Source organism: Micromonospora sp. CA-263727, assembly GCF_050942455.1.
In the GTDB taxonomy this organism is placed as follows: Bacteria; Actinomycetota; Actinomycetes; order Mycobacteriales; family Micromonosporaceae; genus Micromonospora.
The window spans coordinates 7,019,624-7,041,464 of the sequence record NZ_CP192031.1 but is presented as its reverse complement, the minus strand read 5'-3'; the positions used below and the strand labels follow the sequence as shown (position 1 = coordinate 7,041,464).

Below are 21,841 nucleotides of genomic sequence, written 5' to 3'. Positions count from 1 at the left end.
GACCCGTCCGGCCGGCCGGTGTGACCTTCGTGGCCGGTGGGAAATGCGGGCTCAGCTGGGCGACGCGTCGCGGGCGAAGGGAACTGCCGCTGTGACGGTGACGTCGGCCGGCGGCCGGTCCTCGGCCAACTCCGTCTCCTCGGCCCGGCGGCGGTCACCCCGTCGCCGCCCGGCCGACTCGGGCGGCGTGCCGTCCGGGTCGGCCGGCGCCCCGGCGGGCTCGGGCGCGATCCGGAAGAGCGCGGCGGCGAAGAGTACGACGGCGGCGAAGCCCATCAGCAGGCCCCGCCCGTGCTCGACCTCGAAGCCGATCTCGCTGGAGTAATAGAACATGCCCCGCCGAGCCGAGTCCTCCAGTGCCGAGGCGGTCGCCGCGAGCAGGGCGAACACGCCGGCAGCGAGCGCCAGGCCGGCCACTCGGGCGTTGGTCCGGGCGGCGGCGGTGCCACGCAGCGCGAGGGCCACCGCGCAGCCGAGCGCGAGGAGCCCGACCAGGTAGCCGGTGCCCAGCCCACCGATCTCGGAGACCCCGCTGGTCACCTTGAGCGGGGTGGCCGGATCTGGACCGCCGTTGGGAATCGTCGTCGTGGACCACTCACCGAGCAGCGAGGCCAGGCCCGCCACCGAGCCGAGCCCGGCCAGCAGCATCGGCACCCGGTGGTCCCGGCCGAGGCCGGCGAAGACCCGACGGAACCGGCCGGCGGTCGGCGACTCGTCGTCCTCCGCGCCCCACTGGACGACGCTGGTGCCGTCGGACCGGTCGTCCTGACGGGGGATGGGGAGGTCGTGGGTCATCGCTCGCCCTCTCCTCGTGGCCTGGACGTCGCGCGTCCGCCGGCCGCGGGTGCGGTCTGCGAGGAATCATGGCACAGCCGGTGTCCGCTGCCGGGCACGCGGACGTGCCGGCCGCGCCGGTCGGTCGCCGGTCGCCGCCCGGGTCGACTAGCGTCAGGTGCATGCCTATCCGTACCGCTTCCGCATGTTGGCAGGGCAACCTCACCGAGGGGTCCGGCACGGTCCGCACCGGCAAGGGCGGGCTACAGGGGAACTACTCCTTCAAGTCCCGCTTCGAGGAGGGCGAGGGCACCAACCCGGAGGAGCTGATCGGGGCCGCGCACGCCGGCTGCTTCTCGATGGCCTTCTCCAAGGTGCTGGCCGACGCCGGCACGACCGCGACCTCGGTGGAGACCACCGCGAAGGTGCACTTCGACAAGACCGATGCCGGCATGACGGTGACCCGGATCGACCTGGACACCGTCGGTGACGTGCCCGGCATCGACGAGGCGGAGTTCGCCAAGCTGGCCGAGGCCGCCAAGCAGAACTGCCCGATCTCCCGCCTGCTCTCGCCCGGCGCCGAGATCACCCTCACCGCCCGCCTCACCTCCTGACCCACCCCGAAGACCTGCGCCGATCTTGCACTTTCGGTCGCCGTTATGCGGCTTTCATGGCCATTCGCGGCGACCGGGAGTGCAAGATCGCGGATTGGGTGGGGAAGAATGGTCGGGTGGCGGTCGAGATGGAGCGTGAGCGGTTCGAGGAGTTGGTGGGGGAGGCGCTGGACGAGGTTCCGGAGGAACTGCTGGCGTTGATGAGCAACGTGGTGATCCTGGTGGAGGACGACCCCCCGCCCGGCGAGAACCTGCTCGGCCTCTACGAGGGACACGCGCTGACCGACCGGGGCTGGGACTATGGCGGCGTCCTGCCGGACCGCATCCTGATCTACCGCAATCCCATCCTGGGCATCTGCGAGACCGACGAGGACGTGATCGACGAGGTGGCGGTGACCGTGGTGCACGAGATCGCCCACCACTTCGGCATCGACGACGCGCGCCTGCACGAGCTGGGTTGGGGCTGACCCGCTGCCGTACCGGCCCGTTCCATCGGGCCGGCACTCGGGGCGGAGCCCGAGGCGCTCAGGTCAGTTCGCCGGCCCGCAGCCGGGCGAGCCAGGCAGCGGCATCCCTGTAGTCGGCGTCGGAGAGGCCGGCCGGGGCGGGCACCGGACGCTCGCCCGACATCCCGGTCCAGCGGTGCCGGGGGTACGAGCCGAGGAAGCGGACGTCGGCGCTGACCCGGCGCAGCCCCTGCAACGCCTCGCCGAGCCGTACGTCGGCCACGTGGCCGGTGCAGTCGAGAAAGAACACGTACCGGCCGAGCGCCTCACCCGTCGGCCGAGACTCGATCCGGGTCAGGTTGACGCCGCGGACCGCGAGTTCCATCAGCACGGAGAGCAGCGCGCCCACCCGGTCGTGCGCGATGTAGACGGCGAGCGAGGTCACGTCGTCGCCGGTGGGTGGCGGGGGCTGACCCGGCCGGGACAGCAGGGCGAAGCGGGTCACCGCGTCGGGGTGATCGGCGATCTTGTCGGCCAGCACGGCGAGTCGGTGCCGGGTCGCGCCGATCGGAGCGCAGATCGCCGCGTCGTACTCGCGGGTGGCCGCGCCGGCCGCCGCCGCGCCGTTGGAGAGCACGTCCACCACGATCGCGTCGGGCAGGTGCGCCCGCAACCAGCCCCGGCACTGGGTGGACGCCTGGGGATGGGCGGCGACGCTGCGCACGGTCGGCAGCTGGGTCCCCGGCCGCGCGCCGAGGACGAACTCCACCGGCAGGATCACCTCGCGGGTGATCACCAGCGGCTCCCCCTCGGCCAACTCGTCGAGGGTCACCCCGACCGCGCCGCCGATCGAGTTCTCCATGGGCACCAACGCGGCGTCGGCATCCCCCGCGCGTACCGCCTCCAGCGCCTCGCCGACACTGCGGGCCGGCGTTCGGGTGCCGCGCTCGGCGGCGGGCACGGTGCGCAGCGCCTGCTCGGCGAAGGTGCCCTCGGGCCCGAGGTAGACGAAACGTGTCGGTGGCGTTCCCGGCATGGCGTCAGCCTACGCACCCGGCGTCGGCGATGACGCCGATGGCGTCGGTGTGGGCACGGGCACCGGCACGCCGCCCGGTACGTCGTCGCCGCAGGCGAGCGTCCGGATGCCGATCGGGCCGGCCACGCGTACCTCGACCGAGCACACGTCGGTGCCGGCGGTGACCAGGCGCAGGGTGCCGGCCTGGTCCCGGGTGACCACCTGAAGCGGCTCGTAGCCGGTCACGTCGAGGAGGGTGAAGTGCCAGTCGGCCGCGCACATCGGGCCGGTGCGGACGGCCACCTTGGCGTTGCGGGGAAGGAGTCCGCTGCGGCCCCGGACCAGATCGGTGATCTGCTGTTGCGACGGCCCGCCCTGGCAGGCGACCGCCACCAGCCCGGCCTCGGCCGACGGGGTGGGCGGAGCGGCACCGGGCAACTCGGTGACGAGCGTCGGGGTCGGTGTGATCGCCCCGGTCGCGCTCGGGGTCGCCGCCCGGGTCGGCAGGCCCCGCGAGCCGTCGCGCAATTCCGGTGGCTCGCCGCACCCGGCGAGCAGCAGCGCGGCCAGCAGCACGACGGCGGGCAGCCGCCGCAGGGGGCGGTGCCGGCCGGGAGCGTCGGGCTGAGGTCCGGCAGCGGCGGGACAGAGCGAATTGGGGGGCACGGGCGGTCCTCGATGGGGGAGCGGGGAGCGTCGTGGGTGGGCCGGCGGCAGAGCCCATCGTACGAGGATCCGCCGCTGCCGCGGGTCAGACCTCGGAGAAGAAGGTGAGCGAGCCGGCCACGGCCCCGTCGGTGAGCACCGGCGTGGAGATGGCGTCGACGGTCGCGTCGGACGCCCCCTCCGTTGCCGCCCCGATGCGGAGCAGGCCGCGGGCCAGGCGGCCGGAGGAGAGCGCCAGCAGTGGCGGAATCTTGTCGATCTCGGGGTTGGCCAGCTCGCCCCGGTACGCGGTGAAGTCCAGTAGCCGCAGCCCGCCGTCGAGCAGCGGCAGCCCGATGACGTCTTCCGGTGCGCCCAGGCCGAGCAACTCGCAACCGGCGGTGGAGACGGCCACCACCCGGGTGTCGGCGTCGATCAGCAGGCAGGGCTCGTCGGCGCTGGAGACCGTGACCGACCATCGGCCGATGTTGTCGTACCCCTGCTCTGTCGGTGTCCCCGGCGCGGGCGCGAACACTTCCGAGAGCGAGAGTTCGACGTGGGCCACCGCGCCTCCTATGCACACCGACGATACGTCCACGCTAGCCGGTCGCCGCGGCAACCGCCGACCGCGCTGGGCGTCCGGGCCATCGGTGCTGATCGGCGCCCGGTCGGCGCCGGCGCGGGCCGCGGTTGCTGGGCCGGGCCCGGCCGCGTGGCGTCGCCGCAGACGTTACCGGCGGGTGGCCGGCTTGTCAGCGGCCGTTCGGCCGTCCTCGTACCACCGGTAGTCCGCCGCTGGTGCGTACGTGCCGTTCATCCAGGTACCCGGGTGCTGTGCCACCCGGGACAGCTTTTCGGCGGTGGCCGGACTGATCCGGTTGCCGGCGGCGACGAGCAGCCGGTCAAGCTCCCGGTGGGTCGCCATGAGACAGTCCTTGGGCAGGCCGTAGACGCTGATGACGCCGGAGCCCACGAAGGTGAGCACCGGCGTCACCGGGATCGGGTGGCCCACCGCCGCGGTGAGCGCCTTGCTGGCCCGTCTGGCGTCGCGGCGGGCCTCGGTCACATACGGCGGTCGCTTGCCGTTGATCTGCACCACGTCGCCGGCGACCAGGACCCGGGCCCGACCGTGGTCGGCGATGGTGACGGCGAACAGCCCGCTCGGGCCGATGGCGAGGAACCCGGCCCGGTCGTCGCTGTCGTCCAGCAGGGCGTCGGCGGCGTCCGTGCGCGGCCAGTCGATGACGTGCCATGCCGGCCCGAGATGGTCGAGCTGGCCGACCGCGCGGGCACCGGCCGCCTCCAGCCGCCGAGCACCCCGCTCGGCCCGGCGACGGCGGGCCCACTCCAGCGGGGACGGACGGGGGGCCGCGATCCCCCCCGGCGACTCCACCCTGGGATGCGGCACCGCCACGGGCGGCAGTGCCCGGGCAGACGGTACGGCTCGACGAGCGGGGAAGACAGTCATCGCGACCTCCGGCAAAAGGTCCCTCGAAGTTACGTTATCACTACCCTACGTTGCCACTCCGGGTGGTCGGCAAGACGGAGCGCCGGAATGACTGTGGATGAATGCCACATTCACCCAGAGTCGTTTTACCGGATACCGCCAAACCCTGCCCTACGCTTCGAGAGTGACCCACTACGTGGACAGTGAGGTCGGTCGGCTCGGCACCGTGCTGTTGCATCGGCCGGGACCGGAACTCGCCCGGCTCACCCCGCGAAACAACGACTCCCTGCTGTTCGACGCGATCCCGTGGGTGGGCCGCGCGCAGGAGGAGCACGACGCCTTCGCCGGCCGGTTGCGCGAGCACGGCGTCGAGGTGCTGTATCTCACAGACCTGCTCACCGAGACGTTGGCCGCGCCGGACGCGAGGGCCGAGCTGACCGAGCAGGTGCTCAGCTCGCCCCGGCTCGGCGACGCCCTGCGCGCACGGGTCGCCGCGCACCTGACGTACCTCGACCCGGCCGCGCTCGCCGGGGTCCTCGTCGCCGGTCTGGCCCACGAGGAACTGCGACTCGGCGGGGACCGTCACGGCGGCCTGGTCTACACCCTGATGGACCGCCACGACTTCGTCATCGACCCGCTGCCGAACCTGTTGTTCACCCGCGACTCGTCACTGTGGATCCGCGACCGGGTGGGGGTGACCAGCCTGGCCATGCCCGCCCGGCGGCGGGAGACCACGCTGACCGACGCGATCTACCGGCATCACCCGCGCTTCGCCGGCACCGAGTTCGTCTACCGGCCCGAGCTGGAGCACCTGGAGGGCGGCGACGTGCTGCTCCTGGCCCCCGGCGTGCTGGCCGTCGGGGTGGGCGAGCGAACCACCCCGGCCGGCGCCGAACGGCTGGGCCGCAAGGTCTTCGCGGCCGGGCTCGCGCACACCATCCTCGTCGTCCCGATCGCCCAGGAGCGGGCCACCATGCACCTGGACACCGTCTGCACCATGGTCGACGTCGACGCGGTGCTGATGTATCCGAACGTCGCCAGCACGCTGTCGGCGTACACCGTGATCGCCGGCGCGGACGGCGACGACCCGCGGGTGGACGGGCCAGCGCCGTTCCTGCGCGCCGCCGCCGACGCGATGGACCTGGACCAGCTCCGGGTGATCGACACCGGGCTCGACCCGGTCACCGCCGAGCGGGAACAGTGGGACGACGGCAACAACACCCTGGCGCTGGCGCCCCGACTCTGCGTCGGCTACGAACGCAACGTCGAGACCAACGCACAGCTCGAACGGGCCGGTATCGAGGTCATCCCGATTGCCGGCTCCGAACTCGGCTCCGGCCGCGGCGGCCCCCGCTGCATGTCCTGCCCCCTGCTCCGGGAGTAAGGAAGGGCCCCCTATTAACGCCTGCGGTAGAGCAGGGGCCCCTTCTTAACACCGAAGGCGGGGGTCAGCGCAGGGTGAGTTGGCGGCCGAGCAGACCCTGTCGGGAGCGGCGGGCAGCCGCGTCGAGCGGACCGGCCTCCGCCAGGGCATCGGCGTACCGCTTGGCGAAGTCGGCCACCGGGTCCTCCCAGTCGCCGGCCGGGGCGTCCTCGGGCAGGTCCCACACCGGCACCAGCCGCCCGTGGGCACGGAACATGCCGGCGAACCTGGTCCCCTCGCCGAGGGTCAGCGAACCGGCGGCGCTCAGCCGGGCCAACGCGTCCAGGGCGGCCTCCTCGTCCTCGGGCAGCACCCAGCGCACGTGGGCCTTCTCCGGCACCCGGCACCAGTACGCCGCCCGGGCGGCAGCCAGCCGTACGGTGGGATAGATCGCGGCATTGGCACGTTCCAGGGACGCCTGCACGGTCGGGTCGCCGGCGGCCTCCGGGGCCAACCAGAACTCGAAGCCCTCGTGCAGGGTGATCTCCAACGGGCCGTCAACCAGGATGTCCTGGAGCCGGGGGCCCGGGCCGGGCAGCGGTGGCACCGGAACCGGGGCACCCGGCTCGACCCGCAGCGCGCTGAGCAGCGACTCGGCCAGGTCACGGGAGACGTCGCCGGACTGTAGGTGCCGTTGGAGCCCGACCAGGATGTGCCCGTCCGTTCGGCTCATCGCGGGCGCGGCCATCGGCAGCACGGTGGCCAGCGTGATCGACCGGTCGCCGTACTCCTCCACCAGCGCCGGGTTGAGGCGCAGTGGCGCGGAGGCAGCGGGGACCAGCTCCCGGAGGGCGATCCATTCCGGCTCGTCGGCCAGCCCCTCGAAGGGCCGGGGGACGAAGATGTCCCGCACCCGCTCCCGCTTGCCGGTCGACTCGGCGGCCCGTTGGTTCTTTCGACGCTTGCTCACGGCGACACAGCCTAGAGGCCCCGGCAGGGCGATGGTGGAAAGACCCGCCTCCCACGGTGGCGTCCGGCCGCCGAGGATGGCTCCGGTGAGCCGGGCTCAGCCGGCGGTCAGCAGGCCCGGCCGGTCGGGGACGGGGTCGAAGTCGGCCCAGACGCTCTGGCCGAGGCCGTCGCGTTCCACACCCCATCGGCTGGCCAGGCCGGAAACGATGTGCAGGCCACGGCCGTCGGCCGCGTCGGCGTCCGCCGGGCGGATCCGCGGGCCGCCCCCGGCGCCGCCGTCAGTGACCTGCAGCCGGACCTGTGCCCCTTCGGGCGTGGTCCGCAGCCGCCAGGCCACCCGGACCACCCCGCCCGGCAGCGGGTCGGCGTGCCGGACGGCGTTGCCCACCAGCTCGGCCAGGACCGCGACCAGATCCGCCAGCACCGCCGCGGACACGGCCTCGGCCAGCTCGGCGGCGAGCCGGTGCCGGGCGGCCCGAGCCCCGCTGGCGTGGTGCGGCACCACCACGCACCATGCTCGTTCGACCGCTCCCGTCGACACTTCCGCCCCTCTTCCGCCCCGGTGATCCCACCATTCACCTGCGGGGCAGCCGCACCTCTGCGACCGTACCCCCACCTGTCCTCGGTCGGAGGAATACCCAGCCATTCTGCTGTTCAACGATCCGGCGGACGAGATAGAGGCCGAGACCGGTGCCGGGATAGCGACGCCGGTCGCCGGAGTCGCCCTGCCAGAACCGGTCGAAGGCCCGTTCCACGTGCTCCGGGCGTACGCCGATGCCGCGGTCGCTGACCCGGAAGCAGACGGTCTGACCGTCCGCCCCCGCGCTGATCTCGATCGGGGAGCCGGGTGGGGAGTACTTGCCGGCGTTCGTGGCCAGCTCGGTCAGCACGGTGGCCAGGCTCTGCCGGTGGCCGACCGCCCTGGGCAGTTGGGACGGCACCAGGAGGGTGGCCCGGCGACGCAGCTCCGAGGGCAGGTCGGCGACTGCGGCCCGCAGCGTCTCGCCGAGGTCGAAAGGGGCCGGCGGACCATCACCCGGCCACGCCTCGGCGGCGGAGGTGAGCAGCCGGTCGAGCAGCCGGGCCAGCTCGTTGGCGCGCTGCCCGATCACCCGGGCCGCCTGCCGGCGGTCGGTCTCGCTCAGCGACTCCCAGTGGTCGGTGAGGGTGTCCGCGTACCCCTTGATGACGGTCACCGGGGTACGGAGCTCGTGGCTGGTGACTGCCACGAAGAGGTCCCGCTCGTGGTCGTGGCGCTGCTGGTCGGTGATGTCCCGGAAGGTGACCACCCGCAGGGTGCCCGGACCGGGCAGCTCGCCCGAGGTGATCCGCAGCCACCGCCCGTCCGGCAGCCGGTGGTCGAGGACCTGCCCGGAGGGCGGCAGCGGGAAGGGCAGCGGCTTGCTGAGCGCCTCGGTCGAGGATCGTCCGGTGACCTCGGCCGCGGCCGGATTCCAGAGCCGGACGTGGGCGTCCCGGTCGACGACGGCCAACCCGTCGGCGAGCGCCGCCACCACCGGCCCGTCGCCGTGCACGGGGAGGCCGCTCTGGTCGCCGTACATGTGGGCGATGCAGGAGCCGAGGTAGCCGACCACCCCCCGCTGTTCCGCGGTGGGCTCGTCGACACCGGCCGGGTAGAGCGCGTGCAGGCTGCCGACGGTGTGCCCGCCGATCTCCGCTCGGGAGACCACCATCCGCCGCAGGCCGCGCTCGGCCAGCTCGACGCCGAGCTGGTTGCTGAGGTGACCGGTCCGTACGCACTGCACCCGCGGGCCGGAGAGCAGGCAGACGGTGGCCGGGTCACTCGCCGGCAGCGGCCGGCCGACGGTCCACTCGGCGGCGCCGGTGGCGGCGATCACCCGGCCGCCGCTCGGCGCGAACTCCACGAAAGCCATGCCCGCCGCGCCGAGCGCCGGTTGCGCCACTCTCAGTAACTGGTTGAGGACCGGCAGTCCGGCGTCGCCCGAGTTGATCATTTCGATGACGACGGTGTGTCCGGCGATGAGAGCCGAGTAGTCGGTGCGCTCCGGCATGACACCGAGTGTGCACTGTCGCCCACCTGCGTGGGCACCCCCGAGTGGTTCACCCCCGCAGCCGGGCGAGAGTCTGCGCCGGACGGTCGGTGATCACGCCGTCCACCCCGGCGGCCAACACGAGATCGAGGTCGTCCGGCTCGTTCACGGTCCAGACGTACACCTGGTTGCCGGCGGCCCGCAGCGACGGCACCAGCGCGGGGCGGGCCCGCACCAGGCCGACCCCGGGGCCGGCGATGCCGGCGCCGAACGGCAGCCGGCCCAGGCGCAGCCAGCGGGGCAGCACTTCCAGCAGCAGCACGGTCGGCAGCGCGGGGGCCAGGGCCCGGATCCGGCGTACGGCCAGCGGCGAGAAGGACATCACCGTCACCCGTACCGGATCGTCCGGACCCGGTTCGAGCAGGCCGTACCGGCGCAGCAGCGCGACCAGCCGGCGCTCCACGTCGCCGCCGTAGCGGGACGGGTGCTTGGTCTCCACCAGCAGCCGAACCGGCCGCCCGGCGGCGAGGACCGCCGCCAGCAGCCGTTCGAGGGTGAGCAGCCGGGTGTGCGAGTCGTCGAGCACCTCGTCGCCGTCGGCGGGTACGCAGCCCGGGTGCCAGGAGCCGAAGTTGAGCTCGTCCAGCTCGGCCAGGGTACGCGCGCTGACCAGCCCACGGCCGTTGCTGGTCCGGTCCAGCCGGCGATCGTGTACGCAGACCAGGTGCCCGTCGCGGGTCAGCCGGACGTCGCACTCCAGCCCGTCCGCGCCCTCCTCGATGGCGCGCAGGTAGGCGGCGAGGGTGTGCTCCGGCAGGTCGTACGACGCGCCACGGTGCGCGAAGACAAGAGGTGCAGCCATCCGGTCCCGTCCTACAGAACCCGGCCCGGCTGCCCGTCCGTGCCGACGACCGGCCGTCCGGCGGCGTCCCAGGCGCCCATCCCGCCCTCGACGTTGCGCACCTGCTCCCACCCGTTGCGCATGAGGTACGCGACGACCTGGGCGGAGCGCCCGCCGGAGCGGCAGATGACGGCGACGTCCTGGTCGGTCGGGACCTCGGCGAGGCGGGCCGGCAACTCCATCATCGGCAGGTGGTGGGCGCTTGGCGCGTGGCCGGCGGCCCACTCGTCGTCCTCCCGGACGTCGAGCAGGTAGGTGCCGTCGGTGATCTCGGGAATGGTCACGGTGGGTATCTGAGGTCCGAACACGGGTACCAAGCCTAGAACCTCGTTCCGGCGACCGTCGCGGCCGGCACGCGACCGGCCGGCGCGGTCAGAGTCGGGTCACCCAGCGTGGATGGGCACCGGCCCACTGCGGCATCCGGGTGCCGCGTACCGCCTCGAACAACCCGTCGCCGCCGTTGTCGAGCACGACGTACGACACCTGGTCGATGGTCTGCGGGTACGACGGCACCTGCACGCCGCGCAGCGCGTCGGTGGAGAGGCCGTGCAGGGCGAGCAGCAGGTCCTCCACCGGCCTCCCGTTGGTGTCCAGGGTCAGGGAGCCGCCGACCGCCTGGATGAGCTTGTGGAGCTGGACCGGGTTGCTGCGCAGCCGGGTCTCGCCGGCACGGTCGAGCATGGCCCCCAGCAACTGCTGTTGGTTGGTCTGCCGGTCGTAGTCGCCGCCGGGCAGGTCGTAGCGCTGGCGCACGTAGTCGAGCGCCTGCGCGCCGTCCATCTGCTGGCAGCCGGGATGGAAGACCCGCTTGGTGTGGATCGACCGCACCTCGGTCCGTACGCACATGTTCACCCCACCGAGCAGGTCGATCACGCTGCGTAGGCCGGCGAAGTCGACCAGGGCGGCACCGTCGAAGCGGATCCCGGTGAGCCCGGCCAGGGTGGCCGAGAGCAGCCGCGCCCCGGCCTGCCCGCCCCCGCCGTACTCGTAGGCGGTGTTGACCTTGTCTTCGCCGCCGGGGTAGCCGCTGCCGGGTGGGATGCTGACCAGCAGGTCGCGTGGCACGGAGACCAGGTAGCCCTCGCGTAGCCCGGCCGGAACGTGCACGATCAGGATGGTGTCGGTGCGCTGCTGCGACCCGGTGTCGTCGGGCCGGCGGTCCGAGCCGACGAGCAGGTAGTTGAGCGGGCCGTCCAGGTCGGTGCGGCCGGCGCGGGCGGTCGGGTCGAGCAGTTGCGCCTTCGTGATGGTGCGCTCGTAGCGGGCGGTGAGCACCCGGAGCCCGACCACGGCGACCGTGGCCAGCAGCACCACCGCCAGCCCGATCCCGAGCAGTACGCGGGGCCAGCGCGGGCGTCCCGGGTCACCGCCCGCTGTCCGCTCTCCGCCGCCGCGCGCCGATCTGGCCGTGACGCCCTCCCGTAGCCGGAACACGAATACTCCTCATGTTCAGGCTACGGGAGCGTCACCGACGGTGTGCAGGATCGGCGGGGATCGCCCCGGTCACTTGCGGGACGAGATCACCTCGGGGTTGTAGAAGACGAACTCGGCGAGCTTGTCCTGCCGGACCGCGCGGAACATGTCCAGGGTCTGCTCGCTGAGCGCCTCGTTGCCGTTGCCCGCGGCGTTGTACGTGCCACCGTTGGTCTTGAGCATGATCAATTCGTTGCCGGTGACCCCGCGCATGGTGAAGACGAAGTCCTCCACCGAGACGCCCCCGGTGTCCAGGATGAACGCCTTGCCCGCGGCCTTGATCAGCTCGTTCAGCTTGATGGGGTTGGTCAGCGTGCCGTTCTGGCTGGCCTTCTTCGCCATCGCCTTGATCAGCTGCTGCTGATTCTGCTGGCGGTCGTAGTCGCTGTTCTTGAGGCCGTAACGCTGGCGGGAGAAGTCCAGTGCCGCCCAGCCCTCCATCTCCTGGCAGCCCTTCTTGTGGACCACCGGAGTCCTCGCCTTGCCGGTCTTCTTGGCGTCCGCGTTCCACATCGCCTTGCCGTCGACGTACGACATGTGGGCCGACTTGACCTCCTGCTTGGGGCAGATCCGCACCGAGCCGAGAGCGTCGATCACGTTCTTGAAGCCACCGAAGTTGATGATGGCCGCACCGTCGAAGCTGACGCCGGTCATGCCCTTGATGGTCTGCGCCATCAGTTGGGCGCCGCCCTCCCAGCCGCCGTCGTTGCGGGCTCCGAACTGGAAGGCCGCGTTGATCTTGCCCGAGCCTCCCGGGTACCCGGTCTTCGCGAAGGCCGGGATCCGCGCCTCGGTGTCCCGGGGAATCGAGATCAGGTAGGCCTGGTCGTGGGTGGCCGGGATGTGCAGCACGATGATGCTGTCCGCCCGGACGTCGTCGGCGGCCCACCGCTCCCGGGCGTCCACGCCGAGCAGCAGCAGGTCGATCGGTCCCTTGAGGTCACCACCGCCCTCGGCCGTCGTCTTGCCCGCGTCGCCGATCAGGTTGCGCTGGGAGATGCTGCCGGTGGCCTGGCTGATCACCGCCTTGCTGCCGACGATGGCGAGGCCGCTGGTCATCATCAGCACGGCGCCGAGGACCACGGTGAGTCGGGCCCAGAGCGGGTCCTTCCGCCGGCCGCGACCCTTGCCGCCCTTGCCGGCTTTGCCGGAAGGCACCTTGCCCTTGGGCGGCGGCGGGGTGGCGGATGCGCGAGGCGGTTCGAGGAGGGAGGGGCTGTGAACCGGCAATGCGTGCTCCAGTTCGTGTTCTCTTGGGGGGCGGGAACACTTTACGTACGCATTCCCGCCATGGCGAGTTCGATCGATGTCCAGTCGCCGTTCTCCGCCGCGTCATCCAGCTGAAATGGCCGAACGTGCAGACCCAAATAGACGTTCGGCGGTTGGTTCACAGAGAATCTTCAGGTTGGGCACCGGGCTAAGGGCGACCGGCAGTAACTCAGCCGTTGCCGGAGGCCGGCTCCTTGTTCGCGCGTACCCAGTCGGCCATCGTGTCGGCGGCCATCGCCCGGTACATGGCCAGGGCGTTCTCCCGGTCGGAGACGACCACCGACTCGCCGTTGATGGTCTGGCTGCCCAGGTGCGGGCTGGTCACGAAGGTCAGGTTCTCGCCCCGCAGGTTGCGGAACTGGAGCGCCATGTCGGTCAGCGAGAACTCCTTGTCGACGGTGGCCGCGTCGGTCACCGACCGGAGGAAGGCGTTGAGCTTCTTCGGGTTGGTCAGCGTGCCCGTGCTCGCCGCCTTGTCCAGCAGGGCCCGCAGGAACTCCTGCTGGTGGCGCATCCGGGCGAAGTCGCCGTCGGGGAACTGCTTACGCTGACGGATCCAGTCCAGGGCCTCGGCGCCGTTCATGTGGTTGGTGCCCTTGGTGAACTTCCGGTATGGCTTGTGGATCGAGGTGATGGTCCGCTCCACCTTCAGGTCGACCCCGCCGACGGCATCGGTGACCTGCTTGAAGCCGGCGAAGTCGAGCGCCATCACGTGGTCGATGTGCACGTCGGTGAAGCACTCGACGGTGCGTACCGCCAGCGGTAGCCCGCCGAAGGCGAACGCTGCGTTGATCTTGCGCCGCTGGCCCGAGTCGCAGGCCGCGCCGGCGCTCTCCGGGATCGGCACGTAAAGGTCCCGCGGGATGGAGACGAGGTACGCCTCCTGGTGGTCGGCGGGGATGTGCATGACGATGATCGTGTCGGCGCGCCACTCGCCGGCCCGGTCCATCGGTGCGTCCGGGTCCCGCGAGTCGGTGCCCACCAGCAGGATGTTCAACGCGCCGTTCACGGACCTGGCCGGCCGGCCCTCGGTGATCTCGGAGAACGGGTCGGTCCGGGCCAGGTTGTTGTTGAGGCTGCGGGCGTAGAACCACGCGCCGGTACCGCCGACCAGCGCCAGCACGAGCAGGGCGACGCCGGCCACCAGGGCGATCCGCCGCCAGCGCGGTCGCCGCCCCCGCGGCGGGTGCCCGCCGCCGGGCCCGCCCGGACCCACCGGCCCACGCGGACCTCCCGGCCCGCCCGGGTTGGCCGGCTCGTCGTCGTACGACGGATGCCAGCGGGTCTCGGCCGTACCGGCGGCGGGCGCGCGCCGGCCTGGACCTGGTACCGCCGCGCGACCGGCACTGCGGTGCAGGCGGGGGAGCGGCAGTGCGACGGGGATGGTGGCTGCCATGTAACTCAGGGTACGTAGCCTCGGCCAGTGTCGCCCTCGGTCAGGAGCCGCGTCGTGTCGGAGGCTGGTTACCCTAACTGCTCGCGGAAGTGCTCGATCGTGCGTTCAAGGCCCACCTCGGGCGTCACGGACGGTTCGTACCCGAGCAGTTTGCGGGCGAGGGTGAGGTCCGGCCGGCGCATCTCCGGATCGTCCGCGCCGCGAGTGACGAACGTCACCTCGGACTTGCTATCACAGAGCGACACGATCGTCTCAGCCAGTTCCCGCATGCTCATCTCGTGCTCGGTGCCGCAGTTGACCGGGCCGCTCTCGGTCGAGTCCAGCAGCAGCAGGATGCCGCGGACGAGGTCCGCCACGTAGCAGATCGAGCGGGTCTGGTTGCCGGTGCCGTGCACCGTGATCGGCTCGCCGCGCAGCGCCTGGGAGATGAAGGTCGGGATCGCCCGGCCGTCGTCCGGCCGCATCCGCGGGCCGTAGGTGTTGAAGATGCGGACGATCGCCGTGTCCACTCCCCGGCTGCGGCGGTACGCCATCGTCGCCGCCTCGGAGAAGCGCTTGGCCTCGTCGTACACGCTGCGGACGCCGATCGGGTTGACGTTGCCCCAGTACGTCTCCCGCTGCGGGTGCTCCTTCGGGTCCCCGTACGCCTCGGAGGTGGAGGCCAGCAGGAACCGGGCGCCGTCGGTGGCCGCGCGCTCCAGCAGGTGCAGGGTGGCCACCGAGCCCACCCGCAGGATCTCCACCGGCAGCTTCTCGAAGTCGGTCGGGCTGGCCGGCGAGGCCATGTGCAGGATCGCGTCGAACCGCTCGGCCAGCGCCGGATGGGCCGGCAGCCCCTCGGAGACGTCGGCCTCCACCAGGGTGAAGGTCGGCGTGTCGAGCAGGTGGGCGACGTTCTCCTTCGACCCGGTGACGAAGTTGTCCAGCACGACCACCGCGGCGCCACGTCCGATCAGCACATCCACCAAGTGTGACGGCACGAAGCCGGCGCCACCGGTGACCAGGATGCGGTGACCGGGGCCAAAACGCTGCTCAACCTTCATACCGGCCAGCCTATAAGGAGGGGCCCCCGGTTAACGCCTGGCGTCGTACCGGGGGCCCCTTTTAACACTGCGCTACTGCGCGCACCCGCAAGCGCGGTGCCGCTCTCCCGCCGCGATCAGTGCGCGCCCGCGCCGGTGAGCGAGCGCACCTCCAACTCGGCGTACTTCTCCTCGTCGCTCTCCTTCGAGATCACGGTGCCGATCCAGCCACAGAGGAAGCCGAACGGGATGGACAGGATGCCCGGGTTCGACAGCGGGAACCACTGCCAGTCGTGGTCGGGGAACATGGCGGTCGGCGCGCCGGAGACCACCGGCGAGAAGAACACCAGCAACACGGCGGCCAGCAGACCGCCGTAGATCGCCCACACCGCGCCGGAGGTGTTGAACCGCTTCCAGAAGAGGCTGTAGAGGATCGCCGGCAGGTTGCCGGAGGCCGCCACCGCGAAGGCCAGCGCCACCAGGAAGGCCACGTTCAGGTTCTGCGCGAAGATCGACAGGGCGATGGCGACCGCGCCGATCACCAGCGCGGCAATCCGGGCGACGTTCACCTCCTGCCGCTCCGACGTGTTGCCCCGCTTGATGACGTTGGCGTAGAAGTCGTGCGCCAGGCTGGAGGAGGAGGCCAGGGTCAACCCCGCGACCACCGCCAGGATGGTGGCGAAGGCGACCGCCGCGATGATCGCCAGCATGGCCGCGCCGCCGAGATCACCGCCGAAGAAGTCGATGCCGAGCGCCTCGGCCAACTGTGGTGCCGCGGTATTGCCGGCTCGATCCTGCTCCCGGATGGCGTCGCCACCGACCAGCGCCGCAGCGCCGAAGCCGAGCGCCAGGGTGAGCAGGTAGAAGGAGCCGATGATGCCGATCGCCCAGAGCACGCTCTTGCGGGCCGCCTTCGCCGTCGGGACGGTGTAGAAGCGGATCAGGATGTGCGGTAGGCCGGCGGTGCCGAGCACCAGGGCGATGCCGAGGGAGAGCAGGTCGACCTTGTTGTAGAAGGTCTGTGTCGCGTTGCCGGCCACCTCGACGCCGTACCGTAGCCCGGGTTCCAGGAAGGCTGCGCCGTGCCCGGAGCTGGCCGCCGCGTCACCGAGCAGCGACGACAGGTTGAACTTGTACTTCGCCAGCACCAGCAGGGTCATCAGCAGCGCGCCGCCCATGAGCAGGAACGCCTTGACGATCTGTACGTAGGTGGTGCCCTTCATGCCACCCACGGTGACGTAAATGATCATGAGCGCGCCGACCATGATGATGGTCGCCACCTTGGCGGTGTCCGCGCCCATGCCCAGGAAGGTGGTGCCGGGCCGGATGCCGAGCAGCAGCGCCACCAGGGCGCCCGCGCCGACCATCTGGGCCAGCAGGTAGAAGATCGACACCGTGATGGTGGAGACCGCCGCCGCCGTACGCACCGGACGCTGCCGCATCCGGAATGCCAGCACGTCGGCCATCGTGTACCGGCCCGAGTTCCGCAGCAGCTCCGCTACCAGCAGCAGCGCCACCAGCCAGGCCACCAGGAAGCCGATCGAGTACAGGAAGCCGTCGTAGCCGTAGAGCGCGATGATGCCGGCGATGCCGAGGAAGGACGCGGCGGACATGTAGTCGCCGCCGATGGCCATGCCGTTCTGGAAGCCGGAGAACGACCGGCCGCCCGCGTAGAAGTCGGTGGCGGTCTTGGTCTGCCGGCTGGCCCAGATCGTGATCGCCAGAGTGGCGGCCACGAAGGCCAGGAAGAGCACGATGGTCAGGTTGCGGGCGGTCGTGTTGCCCGCCTCGGCCGCGAGGATCATGGCGTTCACGAGTCACCCCCGGTGAGTTCGTCGCGGATCTTGTCCGCCACCGGGTCGATCTTCCGGTCGGCGTACCGGGAGTAGAACCAGGCGATCAGGAAGGTGGAGACGAACTGGAGCAGGCCGAAGACCAGCGCTACGTTGATGTTGCTACCGAACAGGCGCGTGCCCATGAAGTCTCGCGCGTACGCGGAGAGGATCACGTAGAGCGCGTACCACAGGAAGAACGCGATGGTCATCGGGAAGACGAAACCGCGCAACGCGCGGCGTAGCCCGGCGAACTCGTCCGACCGTTGGACCGCGAGGTACCGCTCCGGCATCGAATCGGTCGATGCGGAAGCGGGCGTGTCCGTGGACATCTTGTGGATCACCACCTTCACAGGCGTCAGGAGTTTCGCGCACGGTAGGAAGCGCGCTCCCCGCCGGAAAAGGCCGAGATCGGTGCCGGTCGACCCATGCGCCGAACGGCAGCATCGCTGCGCCGAGTGACCCAGCTCACTCCGTTGACCGGTCGGGCGGTACTGCCGGGCGGTGCTGGGTGCTGGCTGCTCAGGTCAGCTCGCGGTAGCGGCCCCGGTAGTGCAGCAACGGGTCGGTCTCCGCCACCAGCTCGACCACCTCGATGGTCGCCTCGACCAGCAGCGCCCAGCCGTACTCCCGGGCACTGTCGAGCCGGCACCCCGCCCACCCGCCGGCATCGGCCGGCACCGGGCCGTACGGCGTGTCGGTCCAGGTCCCGGTGGCGAACAGGCCGCCGGGCGACGGGAACAGCCCGGCGAACCGGTCGGCGAGCTGCCGGTGTGGCGGGCCGAGCGGCGCGACTGCGAACCGCCCGGCCTCCTCGACCGCCGCCCACAGGTCGGACTCGGCGTCGATCAGGCCGAGCAGGCGGTCGGGCTCACCCTCCGCCACCAGGCTGGAGGAGACCGTCAGCCCAGCCGGCCCGGGCGCCGTCCAGAGCGTCACCGGCGCGGCGAGCCGGCCCCGCAGCCGGCGTACGGGCGAGCGTTGACCCGCCGGCACGGCGAACGGGTCGGTGTGGTGGATCTGGGCACCCGGCTCATGATTCACGTGAAACATTGTGACCCGTTCTGCCGGCTCGCGGGCGCGTGCCCAGGTCAGGAAGCGGTCGTGTAGGCCAGCGTGGTGGAGTTGCCCGTTGAGCTGGCTGAGCTGGGCGTGCGCCTCCACCATCAGTATGCCGAGGTACACCAGGAGCGCGGTCCGATCCTCGCGATACTCGACCAGCAACGAAAGTCGAGCCGGTTGGCAGGGCCAGTGCGCCCCGCACGCTCGACAACGCCAGAGTGGGCGCATCGGCAGGTGCGGCACGAAGCGGCTCATGGTCGAGCCGACCGTCCGTGCCGGGCTGATCTCTCCAGCGCGTCGGTCACCAGCGGCCCCCGTTCGCCCGCCAGGTCTGCGCGAGGGTGAGCCAGCCGGGCCGGCCGGGCCGGGGCTCGGCGACTGTCGGCCAGCAGGCCCAGCCCGGAAGCTGATTCGCCGGGCGTCCCGGCGCCTTCGGCGCCAGAGACCAGCCGTCGTGCAGGTTGACCAGGCCCGGGTCGGCGTCCAGCGTCGCCCGCATCGACTCTGTGATTGGGCGTGGCTCGGCTGTCGGGCGCCCGGTGTGCGGGCGTGGCTCGGGTGTCGGGCCGCCGGTGTGCGGGTGTGGCTCGGGTGTCGGGCGGCCGGTGTGCGGGCTCGTTCCGGGCGTCGAAGGCCCCGATGTCCTGGCTCGTCGCGTGCGGCGCCACGCCGCCGCGTCCGGGTTCGCCTTGAGCGACGACAAGCGGTGGCACGACAGCAGCACGGCGTTTCGGCACCTGCGGAATGCGTTGGACACGGGGTTGGCCTCCTTCGATCGGGGGTCGCCCCGGCCGGGGGAATGACCGGGACGACCCGACGCAGGACCGGCCGCCGGGTCATCGCCTCCACCGGCCGGGCCGCGCGATTCCACCCTGGACTCCGCCCTCGTCGCAGGGGAGGATGTCAGCGGTTACTACCCAGCGCGTTCGCGTACTTACCAGATGGGTGAGTGATGAACTTCGAGATGTGGATCAGGGCGTTGAAGGCCGCCCGTGCCGCTGCCGGTGTATCCCAGGAGGGCCTGGCCGCCCTGATCAAGTGGAGCCCGTCGCTGATCGCCGCCATCGAAACCGGCCGACGTCGACCGACGATGGAGTTCGCCGTGGCCTCCGACGAGGCGCTGCACACCGGCGGCCTGCTCGCCGAACTACTCAAGGAGGCCGACCGGGAGCGCGGCCCGTCCTGGTTCGCGGCGTGGCGGGGCTACGAGCAGGAGGCGACCCGGTTGCGCGCCTTCGAGCCCTGTCTGGTGCCGGGCCTGCTACAGACCGAGGAGTACGCCCGAGCAGTCATCTCGGCCGGCGGGCTACAGCCACCGGCCATGGTGGATGAGCTGGTCGCGGTCCGAATGGAGCGGCAACAGTTGCTGCGCCAGCAACTGTTGCGGCAGGAGGATCCACCACAGTGCGTCTTCCTGCTGGACGAGACGGCGGTGCGTCGGTCGGTCGGCGGCCCGGTAGTGCTCGACGCGCAGGTGGGCCGACTGCTGGAGGAGGCCGACCGACCAGACGTCCGGCTGCACATCGTCCCGATCAGTGCCGGTGAACATGTCGGTCTCACCGGCGGCTTCGTGCTGGTCGACCTGCCGGACGGCGAGCAGGCGGTCTACCTGGAGAATGCCGCCCGAGGGCACGTGGTGAACGACCCCGAGACGGTCCGTCTTATCGGACGGAAGTGGGATAGCCTCCTCGGCGAAGCACTGTCCACCAACGCCTCGCTGGATCTGATTCGAAAGCTGAAGGTGACGCCATGACCGCCGCCCGACCCCGCTGGCGCACGTCGACCCGTTCCGGCGACACCGGTGGCAACTGTGTCGAGGTGGCGGACAACCTGCCCGAGCTGGTGTTGGTACGGGACAGCAAGGACCGCTCCGGTCCGTCGCTGATCTTCGCACCGACCGCCTGGCGCTCCTTCCTCGACCTGGCCCGGCACGGATCGGTCCGCACCACCCCCTGACCGCTCCCCCCAACGACGCGGTCGCGCAGATCGAATCCGAAGATCACGCTCGATCCAGGATGTAGTGGCATCGAACGCCGACGGAGGCCACTCAATCCAGGATCGAGCCAACCGACACCACTCGATCCCGGATTGAGCGTGATCTTGAACCACCCGAGGGTGCTCGTCGTGCACGAGATCCCGAATGTGGCAACTCTCCGCCGTGCACTCCCGCGTCATCGCCGCCGGATAGAAGAACGACACCACCGGCCCCACCGCCAGAAAACTCCGACAACCGCCGCGGCGGACGACCCGTCTCGTCGCACTCCACGTGTCGCAGTCGCGCCGTGCCCGTGCCCGTGCCCGGGGTCGCGGCCGGTCCGTGTCCGGTCGCGCCGGTCCGTGGCCGTGGCCGAGGTCGCGCCCGCGCCCGCGCCCGTGCGCGTGCGCGTGCCCGGCGCCGCGCCGTGTCCGGGGGCCGCGCCGTGTCCGTGTTCGAGGTCGCGCCCGCGCCCGTGTCCGGGGCCGCGCCGTGTCCGTGTCCGAGGTCGCGCCCGCGCCCGTGTCCGAGGTCGCGCCCGCGCCCGCGCCCTGGCCGTGTCCGAGGTCGTGCCTGTGTCCGCGCCCGTGTCCGGGGCCGCGCCGTGGCCGGGGGTGCTGTCGTTCGCGGTCGGGGTGCGGGCGCGTGGGATTGCAGAGGGTTATCCACAGGGGCAGCGCGTCGGGGGCGGCGGGTGCCACCGTCGAGGGCATGCCCAGATCGCCTCGTCGGCCGCCGCAGTTGCGGGGTCGCATCTTCCGTGGGTCGGTCGCCGTTGACCGCGGCCTGCTCACCCGCAACGATCTCCGCAGCTCCGCCTGGCGCCCACTCTTCCGGGACGTGTACGCCGATGCCCAGCTACCCGTCACCCATCGGACCAGGTGCGGCGCCGTCGGCCGGTGGCTGATCCCACCGGGCGCGGCGATCGCCGGCCGATCCGCCGCCGCGCTCCTCGGGTGCGTCCCGGCGGCCACCGACGATCCCGTGGACGTCCTCGTGCCGCGCGGCGCACGGGTCGGGCCGGTCGCTGGTCTGCGCGTCCATCACGGGCTCATCGACCCCGGCGACATCCTCGATCGCGCGGGCACGGCAGTTACGTCACCCGAGCGCACCTGCTGGGACCTGGCGCTCTGGCTCGACCTGGTGGAGGCGGTGGTGGTCGTCGACGCCCTGCTGTCGCGCCGCCTCACCGACGTACCGGCGTTACGCGGGTACGCCGTCGCGCGAGCGGGCCGCCGGGGCTGGCGGGCGATGCTCCGCGCCGTCGAGTTGGCGGACGCCGGTGCCGAATCGCCGCAGGAGTCGCGGACCCGGGTGCGGTTGGTGTTGGCCGGGCTGCCCCGACCTCGTACCCAGTGGGTGGTGTCGGATCGGGGCCGCTTCGTCGCCCGTCTCGACCTGGCCTGGCCGGAGTATCGAGTGGCGGTGGAGTACGACGGCCTCTGGCACGACGACCCGGAGCAGTTCCACTCCGACCGCAGACGGCTCAACCAACTCGTCGGCGACGACTGGATCATCCTGCACGTCACCGCGAAGCGTTTCCGGGAGGACTTCGACGGCTTCGTCGCCGAGGTCCGGGCCGCCCTGCGTTCCCGAGGGCACGTCACCCGCACACCCTGTTGA

23 protein-coding genes and 1 pseudogene are annotated in these 21,841 nt (G+C 71.6%); 6 read left to right on the top strand and 18 right to left on the bottom strand.

The window, feature by feature from the left end; genetic code table 11:
• Positions 1-51: 51 nt before the first annotated feature.
• Positions 52-795: a hypothetical protein gene (locus tag ACQPYA_RS31065; RefSeq protein WP_433530523.1), complete on the bottom strand. Its 744-nt coding sequence runs from the start codon at positions 793-795 to the stop codon at positions 52-54.
• Between the two features lie 161 nt (positions 796-956).
• Here ACQPYA_RS31065 and ACQPYA_RS31060 point away from each other — a divergent pair, with 161 nt between their 5' ends.
• A complete protein-coding gene (locus ACQPYA_RS31060) occupies positions 957-1,388 on the top strand; it encodes an OsmC family protein (protein ID WP_433530522.1) in 432 nt (143 codons plus the stop codon).
• A gap of 128 nt (positions 1,389-1,516) precedes the next feature.
• Entirely contained in the window at positions 1,517-1,855 is a 339-nt protein-coding gene (locus ACQPYA_RS31055; protein ID WP_433533705.1) for a metallopeptidase family protein, read from the top strand.
• Positions 1,856-1,913: 58 nt separating this feature from the next.
• On the opposite strand, the gene pheA is transcribed toward ACQPYA_RS31055, so the two are convergent.
• From pheA to ACQPYA_RS31035, 4 genes are all read right to left on the bottom strand, one after another.
• Positions 1,914-2,870: a prephenate dehydratase gene (gene pheA / locus ACQPYA_RS31050; RefSeq protein WP_433530521.1), complete on the bottom strand. Its 957-nt coding sequence runs from the start codon at positions 2,868-2,870 to the stop codon at positions 1,914-1,916.
• A gap of 9 nt (positions 2,871-2,879) precedes the next feature.
• Positions 2,880-3,437 carry a hypothetical protein gene (locus ACQPYA_RS31045; RefSeq protein WP_433533704.1) on the bottom strand — a complete coding sequence of 186 codons (558 nt, stop codon included), beginning with the start codon at positions 3,435-3,437 and terminating at the stop codon, positions 2,880-2,882.
• 163 nt (positions 3,438-3,600) lie between these two features.
• On the bottom strand, positions 3,601-4,059 hold the full coding sequence (locus ACQPYA_RS31040) for a PAS domain-containing protein (protein WP_433530520.1): 459 nt from the start codon (positions 4,057-4,059) through the stop codon (positions 3,601-3,603).
• 165 nt (positions 4,060-4,224) lie between these two features.
• Positions 4,225-4,962 (bottom strand): hypothetical protein, encoded by a 738-nt coding sequence (locus tag ACQPYA_RS31035; protein WP_433530519.1) that lies wholly within the window; start codon positions 4,960-4,962, stop codon positions 4,225-4,227.
• A 163-nt stretch (positions 4,963-5,125) separates the two neighbouring features.
• Here ACQPYA_RS31035 and ACQPYA_RS31030 point away from each other — a divergent pair, with 163 nt between their 5' ends.
• Positions 5,126-6,325: an arginine deiminase gene (locus ACQPYA_RS31030; RefSeq protein WP_433530518.1), complete on the top strand. Its 1,200-nt coding sequence runs from the start codon at positions 5,126-5,128 to the stop codon at positions 6,323-6,325.
• Between the two features lie 64 nt (positions 6,326-6,389).
• On the opposite strand, the gene ACQPYA_RS31025 is transcribed toward ACQPYA_RS31030, so the two are convergent.
• The 13 genes and pseudogenes from ACQPYA_RS31025 to ACQPYA_RS30965 all read right to left on the bottom strand — a co-directional run bounded on the left by ACQPYA_RS31025 (position 6,390) and on the right by ACQPYA_RS30965 (position 18,742).
• Positions 6,390-7,274, bottom strand: a complete 885-nt coding sequence (locus ACQPYA_RS31025) for a DUF5926 family protein (RefSeq protein WP_433530517.1) — start codon at positions 7,272-7,274, stop codon at positions 6,390-6,392.
• 96 nt (positions 7,275-7,370) lie between these two features.
• Positions 7,371-7,784: an ATP-binding protein gene (locus ACQPYA_RS31020; protein WP_433533703.1), complete on the bottom strand. Its 414-nt coding sequence runs from the start codon at positions 7,782-7,784 to the stop codon at positions 7,371-7,373.
• Positions 7,785-7,851: 67 nt separating this feature from the next.
• A complete protein-coding gene (locus ACQPYA_RS31015; RefSeq protein ID WP_433530516.1) occupies positions 7,852-9,309 on the bottom strand; it encodes a PAS domain-containing sensor histidine kinase in 1,458 nt (485 codons plus the stop codon).
• A gap of 49 nt (positions 9,310-9,358) precedes the next feature.
• Positions 9,359-10,150: a glycerophosphodiester phosphodiesterase gene (locus ACQPYA_RS31010; protein ID WP_433530515.1), complete on the bottom strand. Its 792-nt coding sequence runs from the start codon at positions 10,148-10,150 to the stop codon at positions 9,359-9,361.
• Between the two features lie 11 nt (positions 10,151-10,161).
• On the bottom strand, positions 10,162-10,497 hold the full coding sequence (locus tag ACQPYA_RS31005; protein WP_433530514.1) for a rhodanese-like domain-containing protein: 336 nt from the start codon (positions 10,495-10,497) through the stop codon (positions 10,162-10,164).
• A 64-nt stretch (positions 10,498-10,561) separates the two neighbouring features.
• The gene (locus tag ACQPYA_RS31000; protein ID WP_433533702.1) at positions 10,562-11,500 is read right to left on the bottom strand and encodes an LCP family protein; all 939 of its coding nucleotides are present in this window, start codon (positions 11,498-11,500) and stop codon (positions 10,562-10,564) included.
• A gap of 192 nt (positions 11,501-11,692) precedes the next feature.
• Positions 11,693-12,820: an LCP family protein gene (locus tag ACQPYA_RS30995; RefSeq protein WP_433530513.1), complete on the bottom strand. Its 1,128-nt coding sequence runs from the start codon at positions 12,818-12,820 to the stop codon at positions 11,693-11,695.
• A gap of 280 nt (positions 12,821-13,100) precedes the next feature.
• Complete coding sequence (locus tag ACQPYA_RS30990) at positions 13,101-14,327, bottom strand: LCP family protein (protein ID WP_433530512.1); 1,227 nt, start codon at positions 14,325-14,327, stop codon at positions 13,101-13,103.
• A 68-nt stretch (positions 14,328-14,395) separates the two neighbouring features.
• Positions 14,396-15,370: an NAD-dependent epimerase/dehydratase family protein gene (locus ACQPYA_RS30985; RefSeq protein ID WP_433530511.1), complete on the bottom strand. Its 975-nt coding sequence runs from the start codon at positions 15,368-15,370 to the stop codon at positions 14,396-14,398.
• A gap of 116 nt (positions 15,371-15,486) precedes the next feature.
• Positions 15,487-17,154, bottom strand: coding sequence for a solute symporter family protein (locus ACQPYA_RS30980; RefSeq protein ID WP_433533701.1), 1,668 nt, complete (start codon positions 17,152-17,154; stop codon positions 15,487-15,489).
• Positions 17,141-17,513: pseudogene (locus ACQPYA_RS30975) on the bottom strand (DUF485 domain-containing protein); the annotation flags it as partial. The pseudogene ACQPYA_RS30975 and the gene ACQPYA_RS30980, both read right to left, overlap by 14 nt.
• Positions 17,514-17,703: 190 nt before the next feature.
• Positions 17,704-18,471 carry a flavin reductase family protein gene (locus tag ACQPYA_RS30970; protein ID WP_433533700.1) on the bottom strand — a complete coding sequence of 256 codons (768 nt, stop codon included), beginning with the start codon at positions 18,469-18,471 and terminating at the stop codon, positions 17,704-17,706.
• Between the two features lie 73 nt (positions 18,472-18,544).
• Positions 18,545-18,742 (bottom strand): hypothetical protein, encoded by a 198-nt coding sequence (locus ACQPYA_RS30965; RefSeq protein ID WP_433530510.1) that lies wholly within the window; start codon positions 18,740-18,742, stop codon positions 18,545-18,547.
• A 453-nt stretch (positions 18,743-19,195) separates the two neighbouring features.
• On the opposite strand from ACQPYA_RS30965, the gene ACQPYA_RS30960 reads away from it, so the two are divergent.
• The 3 genes from ACQPYA_RS30960 to ACQPYA_RS30950 all read left to right on the top strand — a co-directional run bounded on the left by ACQPYA_RS30960 (position 19,196) and on the right by ACQPYA_RS30950 (position 21,841).
• Entirely contained in the window at positions 19,196-19,996 is an 801-nt protein-coding gene (locus ACQPYA_RS30960; protein WP_433530509.1) for a helix-turn-helix domain-containing protein, read from the top strand.
• Entirely contained in the window at positions 19,993-20,199 is a 207-nt protein-coding gene (locus ACQPYA_RS30955) for a DUF397 domain-containing protein (RefSeq protein ID WP_433530508.1), read from the top strand. The genes ACQPYA_RS30960 and ACQPYA_RS30955 overlap by 4 nt, the downstream gene beginning before the upstream one ends.
• Positions 20,200-20,929: 730 nt before the next feature.
• Entirely contained in the window at positions 20,930-21,841 is a 912-nt protein-coding gene (locus tag ACQPYA_RS30950) for an endonuclease domain-containing protein (protein ID WP_433530507.1), read from the top strand.